Origin of the sequence: Novosphingobium sp. (assembly GCF_040079535.1) — a bacterium.
GTDB lineage: Bacteria > Pseudomonadota > Alphaproteobacteria > Sphingomonadales > Sphingomonadaceae > Novosphingobium.
In genome coordinates, this window is sequence record NZ_JBEBKB010000036.1 from 1 (window position 1) to 12,574 (window position 12,574).

The window sequence follows — 12,574 nt, forward strand, 5'->3', positions numbered from 1 at the left end:
GGGTGGGCAGCGATGCTGCGCCGCAACATTGGCGCGGCCCGTAGCCGAAAGGGGCGCTGGGGGCAAGCGCGGTGGCTTTCTCTTGCGCAATAGGGCCCGGTATGGTCCTTTGGCGGATACGCAAACAGGGCAATTCAACCAAGGGAGCAATTCATGCCAGTTTACGGTGGTTTCTGGATTCGGGTTGCGGCCTATCTGATCGACACGATCTTGTTGATGGTTGCAGGCGGTGTGATCGGCGGTATTCTGGGCGCCAGCGTCGGCATGGCCAATGCCAATGATCCCGAAGGGTTCAGAAACGGGATTTTGGGAATTCAGATGGTTTCGCTGTTCGCGAACCTTACAATCGGCTGGCTCTATTTCGCGCTGATGGAAAGTTCAGCCAACCGCGCCACGGTGGGCAAGATTGCGGTGGGGCTGGTTGTCACCGATCTCGATGGCGGCCAGATCGGCTTTGGCCGCGCCACAGGCCGCTATTTTGCCAAGATCCTGTCGAGCCTGATTCTGCTGATCGGCTTTATCATGGTCGGGCTGACTGAGCGCAAGCAAGGTCTGCACGATATGCTGGCCGGCACACTGGTGACCAAGAAGGGTTCGCTGACCGGCCCCGATACGGCGGGCGTGTTCAGCTGACCTGAAATCAAGGAATACCTCAAGATGGAATGGATGATCATGCCGTTCAGGCGCTATGCCGATTTTTCCGGCCGGTCGCGGCGGATGGAATACTGGATGTATCAGGTTTTCACGCTATCGGTCTATCTGGCCTGCTTTGCGATCATGATGGTCGGCCTGCCGTGGAATGAACCGCAAGGTTCGCAGTCGGCTCCCGGTCCCATATTCTGGATCGGTGTGGCTCTGGCGGTGCTCTGGTATGTGGCCACCTTCATCCCGGACATCGCGGTTACCGTGCGCCGGTTTCATGATCAGGACCAATCTGGCTGGTTATATCTGATACGCTTTATCCCTTCGATTGGCGCGCTGGTGGTGATGGTCTTCATGTTTCTGGATGGTCAGCGCCAGATAAACCAATACGGCGGCGATCCCAAAAACCCGGATTTCGATACCGACGTTTTTTCCTAAAGCTCGCGCAGCGCCTGCGCGGGCTTTGCCCGCAACAAGGGCAGCGAGGCCGCCAGCGCAAAGCCGATCACCAGCCCCAGTCCCATTCCCAAAACCGCCAGAACGCGCGGCCAATTGGGCAGCCAGTCAAAGCCGAACAGCTGCACCACAACCAGCCAGCCGATTGCGCTGCCCAGCGCCAGTGCCACGGCGGAAAGCAGCACGGCCAACAAGGCATATTCGGCCAGTTGCAGCACCAGCAATTGACCTGCGCTGGTCCCCAGCACGCGCAGGATCACATTATCATACAGCCGCGATGCGCGCGCCGCGGCAATTGCCCCAAGCAGCACCGCGATCCCGGCCAGCACGGCCACAGAGGCCGCTGCCAGAATTGCCAGACTGACCTGGCTTAGCAGATCGCGGGCCTGGGTCAGCACGCCGCCAACTTCGATTACCGAGCTGGATGGGAAAGCCCGGACCAAAGCGCGCAGCAGATTGCCGTGCTCGGTTCCCTTGGGCAGGTTGATCGTGGCGGCCAAATTGTGCGGGGCATCCTCGATTGCGTTGGGGCTGAATACCAGCACATAGTTGAAGCCCATCGAATCCCAATCAATCCGCCGAAATGAAGCAATTGTCGCGGTGCGCTCCACGCCCATCAGGCCAATCGTCAGCTTGTCGCCGATCGCCAGGCCCAAGGCTTCGGCCAGCTTTTCGTCAATCGAGACCAATGGTTCGCCCCGGTGCCCTGTTGGCCACCATTGCCCCCTGGTTACGGTGTTGCCTTCGGGCACGCCATCGGAATAGGTCAGCCCGCGCTCCCCGCGCAGCGGCCAGGCTTCCTCAGGAATTTCCTTAAGGCTTGAAACGCGGGTCATCGCTTCGCCTGGCCCGTATGCCAGGATCGCCCCGCGCAGCGCCGGCACCATTCGGACCTGCGCCTGCGGTGCTACGCCTGCCACCGCCCGGCCAAATTCAGCGGCCTTTTCGCGCGGCACATCCAGCACGAAGTAATCGGGTGCGCGCTTGGGCACCCGGGTCATGATGTTGGCATCAAGGCTGGTCTGGATAGCGGCCAGCGTAACGAATGCGGCAAGGCCAAAACCCAGCGCCGTTACCAGCGCACCGGTTTGCGCGCCGGGGCGGTGCAGGTTGGCCAGTGCGATCCGCAGCAAGGGGCGTTTGGGGCGAGGCAGGCGCGCAGCAAAGTGGCGGATTGCCCAGCCCAGCGCGCCCAGCAGCACCAGCAGCAGCAACGTTCCGCCCAGAAACCACAGCGTTACCAGCTTGGCCTTGGCTGTCAGCAGCGCCAGGCCTGCAATTGCCAGAACGCCCAGTCCAACCGGCAGCGCCGCATCGCGCCAGCCCTGCGCCAACGGTGAAACCCGCGCGCGAAACAGCGCCATCGCTGGAAAGCGTCGCGCGGCCAGCAGCGGCGGTGCGGCAAACACCAATGCGATCAGCAAGCCATAGGTGGCGGCCCGCAGCAATGCGCCCGGATCAAACACCAGCCCCGGCGCAACTGGCAGAAGATTGCCCAATGCACGGCCCAGCAGCGGGGTTATCAGCACCCCTGCCATCAGGCCCAGCGCAGAGCCAACAATCGCCGCAGCGCCGATCTGCAACAGATAGATCCGCGCAATATCGCCGCTGGTTGCACCCAGAACTTTCAGTGTCGCCACGCTGGTGCGGCGTGCATCAAGATAGGAAGTTACCCCGCCGCCGATCCCGATCCCGGCAATTGTCAGCGCGGCCAGCCCCACCAGCACCAGGAAATCGCCCATCCGCGAGACGAACCGTTCGGCCCCGGGTGATGCCCTTTCACGGGTCTTGATTTCAAATCCGGCCGACGGGAACCGCTTTTTCAATTTGTCCGCCGCGGCCTGTGGATTGCCGCCCGACAGGGCGATCCGGTATTTGCTGCGATACATTGCGCCCGGCGCGGTCAGCCCGGCACTGGCCGGAAAATCCGCCGCAACCAGCACTACGGGCCCCAGTGTAAAGCCTTCGCCCAGCCGATCTGGTTCGGACGCGATAATCCCGCCAACCTTCAGCAGGCCCGCGCCTACCATAATGGTATCGCCCGGTTTCACGCCTAATCGCTCGGCCGCGCCTTCGGCCAGCCAGGCGGTGCCGGCCTGCGGCGCACCGATGCTGCGGCCATCCTTGAGCGTAAATTTGCCATAGAGCGGCCAGGCAGTATCGATCGCCTTGAGTTCAATCGGTGCGGCCAGATCGCCGGCGCGGGCCATGGCTTGCAGGCGGATCCCGCCGGATACTTTGCCAGCCCTGGCAAATTCCGCTGTCTCTTCCAGGCTGGCCCCGCGCTGCCAGACCGCAATTTCCAGATCACCGCCCAGGATCACTTGCCCGCGTGAACCAAGCTCTTGCTCGATCGCGCCGGTCAGGGTGCCGATTGCGGCCAGCGCGCCAACGCCCAGGAACAGGCAGACCAGCAGCAGGCGCAGGCCCCGAAACCGGGCGGAAAGATCGCGCCGGGCGATGGTCCAGGCGGTAGCCCAGCCGATCATGCGGTAGCCCAGCCGATCATGCGGCACTGTCACTGGCGATTTTTCCATCGGCCAGTGTGATGACGCGCGCGCAGCGCTCGGCCAATGCCGGATCGTGGGTAATCACGATCAAAGTCGCACCACTGGCCGCCCGGCGCGCAAACAGCAGATCCATGATCGCTTCGCCGGTTTTGGCGTCAAGGTTGCCGGTTGGCTCGTCGGCAAAGACCAGCATCGGCCGGGGTGCCAGCGCACGGGCGATTGCCACGCGCTGTTGCTCGCCGCCAGAAAGCTGGGCCGGATAGTGGTGCAGCCGCTCGCCCAGGCCAACCGCCTTCAGCTCTGTTTCGGCGCGTTCGCGCGCGGCGCCTTGCCCGGCCAGTTCCAGTGGGGTCATGACATTTTCCAGCGCGGTCATGGTCGGCAGCAGATGGAACGCCTGCAACACCACCCCGATCCGCCCGCGCCGGGCCGTGGCCAGGCCATCTTCGGTCAGCGCGGCGAAGTTTTCGCCTGCTACGTCCAGCGTGCCGCTGGTGGCGCGTTCCAGCCCGGATAGTACGGCCATCAGGCTGCTCTTGCCCGAACCCGAAGGGCCCAGCAGCGCCAAAGTCTGACCTTGCGGCACAGACAGATCGATCCCGCGCAGCACTTCGACTGCGCTATCGCCTGATCCAAGTTTAAGGACGAGATTGTGGGCCGCGATTGCGGATAGGGGGCTTGTCACGGCGCGGAGATGCCATAGCTAGAGGGAAACGCAAGGAGGTTGCTAAATGAAATGGAAATGGCTGGCCCTGGTTGCAACCCCCCTGGCGTTGATCGGCTGCAAAAAGGAAACGGCACCGGCTGCGCAGGATGTGGTTCTGACCGTTCCGACCACCGGGCAATCTGCCGCCCCACAGGCCGATGAGATTGTGATTCTGGCGCTGGGAGACAGCCTGTTCGCCGGTTACGGGCTTGATCCTGGCCAAAGCTATCCGGCGCATCTGGAAACGGCGCTGAAGGCCAAGGGGATCAAGGCCCGGATCGTGAATGCGGGGGTTTCGGGCGATACCACCGCCGGCGGACTGCAACGGGCTGATTTTGTGCTGAACGATCTGCCCCGCTCGCCTGCACTGGTGATCATCAGTCTGGGCGGTAATGATCTGCTGCGCGGGCTTTCGCCTTTCGAAACGCGCAAGAACCTTGATGCGCTGCTGGCCAAGTTCGCGGCGGCCAAGGTGACGGTATTGTTGCTGGGCATGCTGGCTCCGCCCAATCTGGGCCAGGATTATGCAGCCCAGTTCAACACGATCTACCCGGCCCTGGCCAAAAAACACGGCGCCAGACTTGTGCCGTTCTTTCTCCAGCCGCTGGTGGAACGGCCCGAACTGATCCAGGCCGATCATATTCACCCGACTTTGGCTGGCATTGATGTGCTGGTGGGATCGACGCTGGAGGCAGTGGCGGGTGCATTGCCAAAACCGCGCTAAACCCGCTCGATCTGTCCATCACTGACCCGCCAGGTCGCCGCTTCATCCAGGATCGCATCGAACGGGGCCAGCTCGGTTCCGGTCAGCCAGACCTGTGCCGTGCCGGCGCGCAGCCGGGCCAGCAGCGCAGCGCGGCGGACCGGATCGAGGTGGGCGGCCACTTCATCAAGCAGCAGCACCCCGGGGCGGTCTGGGTCCAGCAATCCGGCGTGGGCCAGCGTGATCGCGATCAGCAGCGCTTTTTGTTCGCCGGTTGAACATTCCGCAGCGGGTTGACCCTTGCCGGCCATCGCCACGTAAAGCTCGTCACGGTGCGGTCCGATCAAGGTGCGCTGGGCGGCGCGATCGCGGCGGCGGCCATCACGCAGCGCGGCGATAAGCGCGGCTTCGTCAAGCGGCCCACCGGGCTGATAGGTCAGCAGCGGGCGGGCAAACGGGGCATCAGGCAGCTGCGCCAGCGCCGCGGTCAGGCGTTCGATCAGCCGGGCCCGGGCCTGCGCCACCAGCGCGCCAGCCTCGGCAACTTGCGCGTCCAGCGCGTCAAGCCAGGCCGGATCGGGTTCGCGCTCGTCGCCCAGCAGTCGGCCCCGCTCACGCAGGGCGCCCTCCATCCGCGCGGCATTTTTGGCATGGCCCGGCTCAAGCGCCAGGACCAGCCGATCCAGAAAGCGCCGCCGGGCACCTGCGCCTTCAAGAAACAGCCGGTCCATCGCCGGGGTCAGCCAGCCCAGGCTCAACCATTCACCAAGCCGCAGCGCAGGGGCATCGGCGCCATTGACGTGAACCGCACGGCGGCTGGGTCTTTCGGCCCGTGTGCCGGTGCCCAGCCGCACTCCGCCGGCCATCATGGCGCTGATCGCAAATGTGCCGCTGCCGCCATGCCCGGCCATATCGGGCAGGGCGGCCCGGCGCAGGCCGCGGCCCGGGGCCAACAGCGACAGCGCTTCGAGCACGTTGGTCTTGCCGGCTCCATTATCGCCCACCAGCAGGTTGAACTGCGCGGTGCCATCAAGACGGGTATCGAGATGGTTGCGAAAAGTGGTCAGCAGGATCCGGTCAAGCGCCATGGCGCGGCGATAGGTGCGCCGGGCTGGACTGTCACGCAAAACAGCAATCCCAAGTATTGGTGAAAAACACCAACTATTGATTGTTCAGCGAGGCGAAAGTTTCCGTTCATCGCGGAGAAAGCTTGGAAAACCGCGATTTTTCTGAATTGGCACGGTCTCTGCAAACTATCTGGCATCTGCGGGAAACCCTGCGGAACCAAACAAACCAAAGGAACGAACCATGCCCACCAACAACACTTTTACCAGCAAGCTGACCGCTGCTGCTTCGGCCTTCTTCATCTCGCTGGTGCTGATCGCCGGGACCGTAACCACCCCGCAGACCGCCAATGCGGCCACTGTGACCACCGTGACCATCGGAGAAGCAGCATGACCACGATTGAACACAAGGATACCAATATGAACACCCGCACCGGTTTTCAGCTCGACAAGTCCCAGGCCAAATTCATGGGTGTCTGCGGCGGGATCGCCAACCACTTCGGCCTCGATGTAACGCTGGTCCGGATCGGCTTTGCCCTTGGCACCGTCTTCGGCTTCGGATCGCTGATCCTGGTCTACCTCGCAATCGGCCTCATCGCTGATTGAGGCAGTCGCGGTGAGGCCCAGCCTGCGGGCTGGGCCTAAACCGCAGCAATCTTGGCAAAGGGTGAGAAATCGGTGTCGGCATCGAACACCTCGGCCTCCTCGTGCCGTTTGAGCCAGCCGACCACCGCATAGGTCACCGGTGTCAGCACAATTTCCCAGATAACCTTCAACAGCCAATTGGTGATCATCACCATAATCACAGCCTGAGTGCTCCAGATCCCCAGAAACGCGATCGGGTAAAAGATCAGGCTGTCCACCGCCTGGCCGAAAAATGTCGATCCGATTGTGCGTGTCCAGAGCCGCTTTCCGCCGGTCAGGATCTTCATCTTGGCCAGCACGAAACTGTTGACGAACTCCCCCGCCCAGAACGCGATCAGCGATGCGGCGACGATCCGCCAGGTGTTGCCAAACACGCTTTCATAGGCGGCTTGCCCGCTCCACCCCTTGGCCGGACTTAGCGAAACCACCACAAAGCTCATGAACGCCATGAACAGCAGCGCAACGAACCCCGCCCAGACACAGCGCCGGGCATTGGCATAGCCATAGACTTCGGTCAGCACGTCACCGATCACATAGCTGATCGGGAAAAACAAAATCCCGGCGCCATAGATCACCGTATCGCTGGCCGGGCGGAACAGCTCTGGCAGCCAGGCCAGGGCCGCAGCGAACCCTGGAATGTCGATCGTGGCCAATTTGGCCGCGCCGATCAGGTTGGACAGCAGCAGAATCGCGACAAAGGCTGCCATCACATAGTCAAAATAGCGAAAATGGCGCCGGGCACCGGCCGTGCCATCGATGGGCTGAATCGGAATGCTCATGCAAATCAGGCTAGCCAAGTTTGCATGGCCTGCAAAGCCTGCCTATGTGGGCAGCGGCGCGCGCCCGTAGCTCATCTGGATAGAGCGCGAGACTTCTAATCTTGAGGCAGCAGGTTCGAGTCCTGCCGGGCGCGCCAATCTCCGTTCGGTCGAGCACGCCCGCCCTTTGTTTAAGATGTTCGGACTGTGTCCTTTGGGGCGCGCCAAATTGCCTATCCGCGCGCAGCCATTTCCAGCGGTTCGCCATCAACCGGATAACCAGCATCTGTCTGGATCAACAGCCACGGCTGGCCATCGCGCTGGGCCATGAACGGAGTTACCATCCGCACTGGCACGTCTTCGGCATGCTGGCGTGCTGCAGCAAAACTATCGAACAATGCCAGGCGTTCCAGATTGCGGCGGGTTGGGTAGATCACTTTGATCTCATCGCGTTCAGCCATGGCCAGAGCTTCGTTGGCGCTGGCCCAGAACAGGTGGGTATTTTCGGTATCATCAACCTGCAGGTCAACCGCGCCGGTGCCCAGATCGGCCAGATAGAACCGGGTGTCGAATACCCGAACTTCGCGGTGCTTGGGCCGCCAGCGGGCAAATGGGATCAGCGCGTCCAGCGCCAGCGTCCATTCCATGGCATCCAGCACCGGGCCAAGCGCGCCCTGATCCAGCAGCATTGCCCGCGCGCGTAAGGCAGCCGGATGATCGGGGCGCTGGGCCATGCCCAGTGCCAGGCCGGTTTCCTCAAGCGTTTCGCGCACCGCCGCGATCCGTGCAGCCCATTCATCCAGCGCATCTTCGCCGGATGCGCCAAGCTGTGCGGCCAGACTGCGATCGGCATCATCAACCCGGCCGCCGGGAAACACCGCTGCGCCGCCGGCAAAACTCATCGTCTTGGATCGCTGAACCATCAGCAGTTCCGGCGGACCGCCTTGGGCCGCACGGCGAAAGATCACCAGCGTGGCGGCGGGAATGGCCGGCGGCATATCGCCGTCGGGATCGAACATGCTGAGCGGATCCATACCGGGCAGAGTGGCGCGGGCTAAAGCTTTTGCCAAGCAGTTTCATCGCCCGATTAAATCGCTGAAAGTGTCGGACTGCTTTACAGCGGTGCCGTGATCTGCCCAAGCTGCTTGTTGTAAATATCTATAATTCAACAAAAACACTAAACTGGCACGGCTCGTGCTATTGTATGTGTACCCCCAAGTAGTCTCGATAGAGGCGGGGCCGCACTCTGGTCTCCGCGGCCCCGCCTCCCCGAGAAAACTTACCAAAACATCCCTCTGCTTTCAAATCGTCTCCTGAAAAACGGGACGCGCGAACATTCGCGCGCAAGCATTTCTTCATTCTCTGCAACTAGTCTCTCCCTTGAAATGCCACGGTTTGCGCAATCGCAGGCGCTTAACCTAGCGATCCGGGGGGTATTTGAGCCTTACAGGCGAACAATCGCGCGACTGGCGCAGAGCCCAGTTATTTGGCCCCATTGGGACCATGACGATCAGCGGCCTGGTGCTGCTGGTCGCACTGGCGTTTTTTCTGATCCAGCGGTTTGATGTGGTTGCGGCCGAACGCGAACAGACCTTGGTTGAACATGGCTTTGAACGGCAAATTGATGAATTGAACGGCGTTATCGCAACCCAGGTTGATTGGGATGATGCGATCAGCGCGCTGGATCACAAGTTCGATCCCGAATGGGCCGATTTCAACGTCGGGAACTATCTCTATACCTTCAACGGATTTTCGCACTCCTTCGTGCTCGATAGCAGCGAAAAGCCGATCTATGCGGCGATCAAGGGAGAGCGGGCCAAGCCGGAAGAGTTCGCCGCCTTCGCCGGCATCGCAGCGCAATTGGTTCCCAGGATCCGGGCCGCTGAACAAAAGCGTGGCGCATTCAGGAAACGGGAAGGCAAGAACAACATTGTCATTCCCCCGATCCAGGCGACCACCACAGCACGCGTGAACGGCACCGCCTATTTGGTCAGCGCCACATTGGTGCAACCCGATTTCGGCAAGATCCTGCCCAAAGGGCCGCAAGCGCCAATCGTGATCGCCGCAAAGCCGATCGACAAGGCGCTGCTCACGTCATTTTCTGCGCGCTATCTGCTCAACGAATTGTTGCTTCTTGATCCCACTGTTCAGCCCGAAAGGCGCCAGCAGATTGTGCTGCGTGGCTATGATGGCACAGGGATTTCGGCACTTTCCTGGGTCCCGCGTCAACCCGGGACTGCGCTGCGAAAGACCATGCAATGGCCGCTGCTGGGCGGAATTGCGATTTTGGGCCTGTTGACCATACTGGTGCTGCGGCGCGGCGGTTCTATCGTCAGCGAGCTGATCGCCAGCGAAACCAGGGCCCGGTATCTTGCCTATCATGATCAACTGACCCAGCTTCCCAACCGGGCGATGCTGTTTGATAAGCTGCGCCTGCTGCTGTCCCGCCAGAGCGGTGAAGGGCCCAAACTAGCGGTGATCTGTGTCGATCTGGACCGGTTCAAGGAAGTCAACGACAGCCTGGGGCATCATGCCGGCGATCAACTGATCCAGACGGTGGCATCGCGGCTGCGCGAAACCTGCCAGCAAGCCGATCTGATCGCGCGGCTGGGGGGTGATGAATTTATTGTCCTGTGCCGCTGCGATGATCAGGAACAGGCAGCCGAACTGGCCGAACGGATCGTTTCGGCTGTGTCAGAGCAGATTGGCAGCGAATTCGGGCGGATCGAAGTGGGCTGTTCGCTGGGCGTGGCCTTGATCGACAATCCCGGTGTGGAACCGACCGAGGCGCTGCGCTGGGCCGATGTGGCGATGTATCGATCCAAAGACAGCGGCCGGCGCTGTGTGACCTTTTTCGAACCCGAAATGGACGATGCCTTGCGCGCACGCCGCTCGCTTGAGACCGATTTGCGGGCCGCCTTGTCAGATGGATCGCTGCACATGGTCTATCAGCCGCAGGTCGACAGGAAGGGCGATCTGACCGCGGTTGAAGCCCTGGTGCGCTGGAATCATTCGATGCGCGGATCGATCCCGCCGGGCATTTTCGTGCCCCTGGCCGAGGAAACCGGCTTGATTCTGCCACTGGGCGAATTTGTCTTGCGGCGGGTGTTTGAAGAGACTGCCGGTTGGGATGACCTGCGGGTGGGGATCAATGTTTCGGCCGTGCAGCTGCGCTCAAACGGGTTTGCCGCCTTGGTTACCCGGCTGGCCGCGCAGGCCGGGGTTGATCCGGGCCGGTATGAAATCGAACTGACCGAAACCGCGCTGCTGGGCGATGATCCGGTGACCGCCAGCAATGTTGAAGCGTTGAAGCGGCTGGGCTTTTCGATCGCGTTAGATGATTTTGGGACCGGCTATTCCAGCCTCAGCGTTTTGCAGCGCTTCTCGGTCAACCGGATCAAGATCGACCGCTCGTTCGTTTGCGCGCTGGACGATAGCGGCGAAGGCGAAGCGCTGGTCGACGCCATGGTCAAGCTGGCCCGCTCGCTCAATCTCAGCGTAATTGCCGAAGGGGTTGAAACCGAGGACCAGCGCAAGCGATTGCTGGCCTGCGGTTGCCGGGAATTTCAGGGCTATCTAACCGGGATGCCGCAGGATGCCTGGTCAATTGCAGATCTGGCCGGGTTTGAACCGCCGGCCGAAGCGATCAACCAGCGGGCGTAAGGCCGCTTTCGCCCAGCAATTGCTGCAATTCGCCGGCCTCATACATTTCCATCATGATATCGCTGCCGCCCACGAACTCACCCTTGATGTACAGCTGGGGGATGGTCGGCCAATCCGAAAAGCTTTTGATGCCTTGCCGGATTTCCATGTCCTGCAGCACATCAACGCTTTCATAGGCAACGCCCAGATGATCCAGGATCGCAATTGCCTTGCTGGAAAATCCGCATTGCGGAAACAGCGGGGTGCCCTTCATGAACAACACAACGGCGTTGGTCTGGACGATATCGGCGATGCGGGTGTTGGGATCGGTCATGGTCACTCTCAAGTGGGGACGGCGGTGGTCAGTTGCAAGGCGTGCAGCGCGCCGCCCATATCCGGGCCGATCGCGGCATAGACCAGTTTGTGCTGGGCGATCCGGTTCTTGCCGATGAATGCCGCCGAAACGACGTGGGCGGCCCAATGGTTATCATCGCCAGCCAGATCGGTCAGCGTTACTTCGGCATCGGGCAGCCCGGCCTTGATCAGCGAGACAATCTGCGGGCCAGGCATCGCCATGGCTTCAGCTTTCGCCCATCAACTGGCGCCTGGCTTCGACGGCCTTGGCATCCAGCGCGCTGCGGATTTCGGCTTCGCTGATTTCGGTCCCGGCCGAAACCAGATCGCCCAGCAGCTTGCGGACCACATCTTCATCGCCCGATTCCTCAAAATCGGCCTGGACCACGCTTTTGGCATAGGCTTCGGCTTCAACGGCCGAAAGGCCCATCGCCTCTGCCGCCCACTGGCCCAGCAAGCGGTTGCGGCGGGCGTGGATCCGAAAGTGCATTTCTTCGTCGTGGGCGAACTTGGCCTCTTCGGCGCGTTCACGGTCTTTGAAATCAGTCATTTGCGCTCCTGAAAAGACAAGCTGGCTTCCTGCTCAGCCTGGTTTGGCGGGCGGCGGAAGCTGGTAGGAATCGTGGCAGCCCTTGCATGTTGCGCCAACCCAGGCAAGCGCCGCATCAAAAGCCGGCTTGTCTCCGGCTGCGGCTGCACCCGCCAGGGCCTTGGTCGCAGCAGCGAAATCTGCCGCCTTGGCCTGAAAACCGGCCCGATCAGTCCAGACCGTAGCCTTTGCCCGGCTGGGCACGCCCTTGGTGTAATCGGAAAAAAGCGGGGGCAGCGCTCTGGCAAATTTGGCAAGCCCGCTGGCCGGAAAAGCCAGAGTCTTGATCGGTGCGCCATTGGCGCTGGCATTCTTGAGCAGGGTTAAAGTGGAAACGGCCATATCCATTCCGGCCTGGCGGGTTAGGACCAGATCCTGAGGGCTGGGCGAGGCCGGCGCTGGGGCCGGTTTGGCATAGAGCGCCGCGCCAGCACAAAGAAGCGCGCTGCACAGTGCAATCCTTGCTGTATTCATGTCCGATCTCCGATCAAGCTCATGCCCATTG

General features: G+C 61.6%; 15 protein-coding genes and 1 tRNA gene. 7 read left to right on the forward strand and 9 right to left on the reverse strand.

The features are described from left to right. The first annotated feature begins 153 nt into the window (after positions 1 to 153). Both ABL914_RS11035 and ABL914_RS11040 read left to right on the forward strand, forming a co-directional pair. The gene (locus ABL914_RS11035) at positions 154 to 633 is read left to right on the forward strand and encodes an RDD family protein (protein WP_391563236.1); all 480 of its coding nucleotides are present in this window, start codon (positions 154 to 156) and stop codon (positions 631 to 633) included. Positions 634 to 657: 24 nt separating this feature from the next. Further along, positions 658 to 1,080, forward strand: a complete 423-nt coding sequence (locus ABL914_RS11040) for a DUF805 domain-containing protein (protein WP_391563237.1) — start codon at positions 658 to 660, stop codon at positions 1,078 to 1,080. On the opposite strand, the gene ABL914_RS11045 is transcribed toward ABL914_RS11040, so the two are convergent. Both ABL914_RS11045 and ABL914_RS11050 read right to left on the reverse strand, forming a co-directional pair. Next, complete coding sequence (locus tag ABL914_RS11045; protein ID WP_391563238.1) at positions 1,077 to 3,635, reverse strand: ABC transporter permease; 2,559 nt, start codon at positions 3,633 to 3,635, stop codon at positions 1,077 to 1,079. The two genes, ABL914_RS11040 and ABL914_RS11045, sit on opposite strands and share 4 nt — an antisense overlap. After that, positions 3,604 to 4,293, reverse strand: a complete 690-nt coding sequence (locus ABL914_RS11050; RefSeq protein WP_391563239.1) for an ABC transporter ATP-binding protein — start codon at positions 4,291 to 4,293, stop codon at positions 3,604 to 3,606. The genes ABL914_RS11045 and ABL914_RS11050 overlap by 32 nt, the downstream gene beginning before the upstream one ends. A gap of 46 nt (positions 4,294 to 4,339) precedes the next feature. Between ABL914_RS11050 and ABL914_RS11055 the strand changes: the two genes are divergently transcribed. Further along, positions 4,340 to 5,038: an arylesterase gene (locus ABL914_RS11055; protein ID WP_391563240.1), complete on the forward strand. Its 699-nt coding sequence runs from the start codon at positions 4,340 to 4,342 to the stop codon at positions 5,036 to 5,038. Here the strand turns inward: ABL914_RS11055 and recF are convergent. Beyond that, entirely contained in the window at positions 5,035 to 6,105 is a 1,071-nt protein-coding gene (gene recF / locus ABL914_RS11060) for a DNA replication/repair protein RecF (RefSeq protein WP_391563273.1), read from the reverse strand. The two genes, ABL914_RS11055 and recF, sit on opposite strands and share 4 nt — an antisense overlap. Before the next feature lie 220 nt (positions 6,106 to 6,325). Here recF and ABL914_RS11065 point away from each other — a divergent pair, with 220 nt between their 5' ends. Together ABL914_RS11065 and ABL914_RS11070 are read left to right on the forward strand one after the other, a co-directional pair. Next, positions 6,326 to 6,475 carry a hypothetical protein gene (locus ABL914_RS11065; RefSeq protein WP_391563241.1) on the forward strand — a complete coding sequence of 50 codons (150 nt, stop codon included), beginning with the start codon at positions 6,326 to 6,328 and terminating at the stop codon, positions 6,473 to 6,475. Next, positions 6,472 to 6,687 (forward strand): PspC domain-containing protein, encoded by a 216-nt coding sequence (locus tag ABL914_RS11070; RefSeq protein WP_391563242.1) that lies wholly within the window; start codon positions 6,472 to 6,474, stop codon positions 6,685 to 6,687. The genes ABL914_RS11065 and ABL914_RS11070 overlap by 4 nt, the downstream gene beginning before the upstream one ends. Positions 6,688 to 6,722: 35 nt before the next feature. Here ABL914_RS11070 and ABL914_RS11075 read toward each other — a convergent pair whose 3' ends face one another. Beyond that, the gene (locus ABL914_RS11075; protein ID WP_391563243.1) at positions 6,723 to 7,505 is read right to left on the reverse strand and encodes a queuosine precursor transporter; all 783 of its coding nucleotides are present in this window, start codon (positions 7,503 to 7,505) and stop codon (positions 6,723 to 6,725) included. Between the two features lie 60 nt (positions 7,506 to 7,565). On the opposite strand from ABL914_RS11075, the gene ABL914_RS11080 reads away from it, so the two are divergent. After that, a tRNA-Arg gene (locus ABL914_RS11080) sits at positions 7,566 to 7,642 on the forward strand. 75 nt (positions 7,643 to 7,717) lie between these two features. Here the strand turns inward: ABL914_RS11080 and ABL914_RS11085 are convergent. After that, on the reverse strand, positions 7,718 to 8,518 hold the full coding sequence (locus ABL914_RS11085) for an NUDIX domain-containing protein (RefSeq protein WP_391563244.1): 801 nt from the start codon (positions 8,516 to 8,518) through the stop codon (positions 7,718 to 7,720). A gap of 469 nt (positions 8,519 to 8,987) precedes the next feature. Between ABL914_RS11085 and ABL914_RS11090 the strand changes: the two genes are divergently transcribed. Continuing rightward, positions 8,988 to 11,147, forward strand: coding sequence for an EAL domain-containing protein (locus ABL914_RS11090; RefSeq protein WP_391563245.1), 2,160 nt, complete (start codon positions 8,988 to 8,990; stop codon positions 11,145 to 11,147). Here the strand turns inward: ABL914_RS11090 and grxD are convergent. The 4 genes from grxD to ABL914_RS11110 are packed head-to-tail and all read right to left on the reverse strand — an operon-like array spanning position 11,131 to position 12,543. Further along, on the reverse strand, positions 11,131 to 11,460 hold the full coding sequence (gene grxD / locus ABL914_RS11095) for a Grx4 family monothiol glutaredoxin (protein ID WP_391563246.1): 330 nt from the start codon (positions 11,458 to 11,460) through the stop codon (positions 11,131 to 11,133). The genes ABL914_RS11090 and grxD overlap by 17 nt on opposite strands. An 8-nt stretch (positions 11,461 to 11,468) precedes the next feature. Beyond that, positions 11,469 to 11,702 (reverse strand): BolA/IbaG family iron-sulfur metabolism protein, encoded by a 234-nt coding sequence (locus ABL914_RS11100; RefSeq protein ID WP_391563247.1) that lies wholly within the window; start codon positions 11,700 to 11,702, stop codon positions 11,469 to 11,471. A gap of 4 nt (positions 11,703 to 11,706) precedes the next feature. Beyond that, positions 11,707 to 12,030, reverse strand: coding sequence for a DUF1476 domain-containing protein (locus tag ABL914_RS11105; RefSeq protein ID WP_391563248.1), 324 nt, complete (start codon positions 12,028 to 12,030; stop codon positions 11,707 to 11,709). A gap of 33 nt (positions 12,031 to 12,063) precedes the next feature. Further along, positions 12,064 to 12,543 carry a cytochrome c gene (locus ABL914_RS11110; protein ID WP_391563249.1) on the reverse strand — a complete coding sequence of 160 codons (480 nt, stop codon included), beginning with the start codon at positions 12,541 to 12,543 and terminating at the stop codon, positions 12,064 to 12,066. Positions 12,544 to 12,574: the final 31 nt, after the last annotated feature.

Excerpts from the sequence above, each read along its gene's own strand:
- ABL914_RS11035 (WP_391563236.1), top strand. The coding sequence starts at position 154 with ATGCCAGTTTACGGTGGTTTCTGGATTCGGGTTGCGGCCTATCTGATC.
- ABL914_RS11040 (WP_391563237.1), top strand. The coding sequence starts at position 658 with ATGGAATGGATGATCATGCCGTTCAGGCGCTATGCCGATTTTTCCGGC.
- ABL914_RS11045 (WP_391563238.1), bottom strand. The coding sequence starts at position 3,635 with ATGGAAAAATCGCCAGTGACAGTGCCGCATGATCGGCTGGGCTACCGC.
- ABL914_RS11055 (WP_391563240.1), top strand. The coding sequence starts at position 4,340 with ATGAAATGGAAATGGCTGGCCCTGGTTGCAACCCCCCTGGCGTTGATC.
- recF (WP_391563273.1), bottom strand. The coding sequence starts at position 6,105 with ATGGCGCTTGACCGGATCCTGCTGACCACTTTTCGCAACCATCTCGAT.
- ABL914_RS11065 (WP_391563241.1), top strand. The coding sequence starts at position 6,326 with ATGCCCACCAACAACACTTTTACCAGCAAGCTGACCGCTGCTGCTTCG.
- ABL914_RS11070 (WP_391563242.1), top strand. The coding sequence starts at position 6,472 with ATGACCACGATTGAACACAAGGATACCAATATGAACACCCGCACCGGT.
- ABL914_RS11075 (WP_391563243.1), bottom strand. The coding sequence starts at position 7,505 with ATGAGCATTCCGATTCAGCCCATCGATGGCACGGCCGGTGCCCGGCGC.
- ABL914_RS11085 (WP_391563244.1), bottom strand. The coding sequence starts at position 8,518 with ATGGATCCGCTCAGCATGTTCGATCCCGACGGCGATATGCCGCCGGCC.
- ABL914_RS11090 (WP_391563245.1), top strand. The coding sequence starts at position 8,988 with ATGACGATCAGCGGCCTGGTGCTGCTGGTCGCACTGGCGTTTTTTCTG.
- grxD (WP_391563246.1), bottom strand. The coding sequence starts at position 11,460 with ATGACCGATCCCAACACCCGCATCGCCGATATCGTCCAGACCAACGCC.
- ABL914_RS11100 (WP_391563247.1), bottom strand. The coding sequence starts at position 11,702 with ATGGCGATGCCTGGCCCGCAGATTGTCTCGCTGATCAAGGCCGGGCTG.
- ABL914_RS11105 (WP_391563248.1), bottom strand. The coding sequence starts at position 12,030 with ATGACTGATTTCAAAGACCGTGAACGCGCCGAAGAGGCCAAGTTCGCC.
- ABL914_RS11110 (WP_391563249.1), bottom strand. The coding sequence starts at position 12,543 with ATGAATACAGCAAGGATTGCACTGTGCAGCGCGCTTCTTTGTGCTGGC.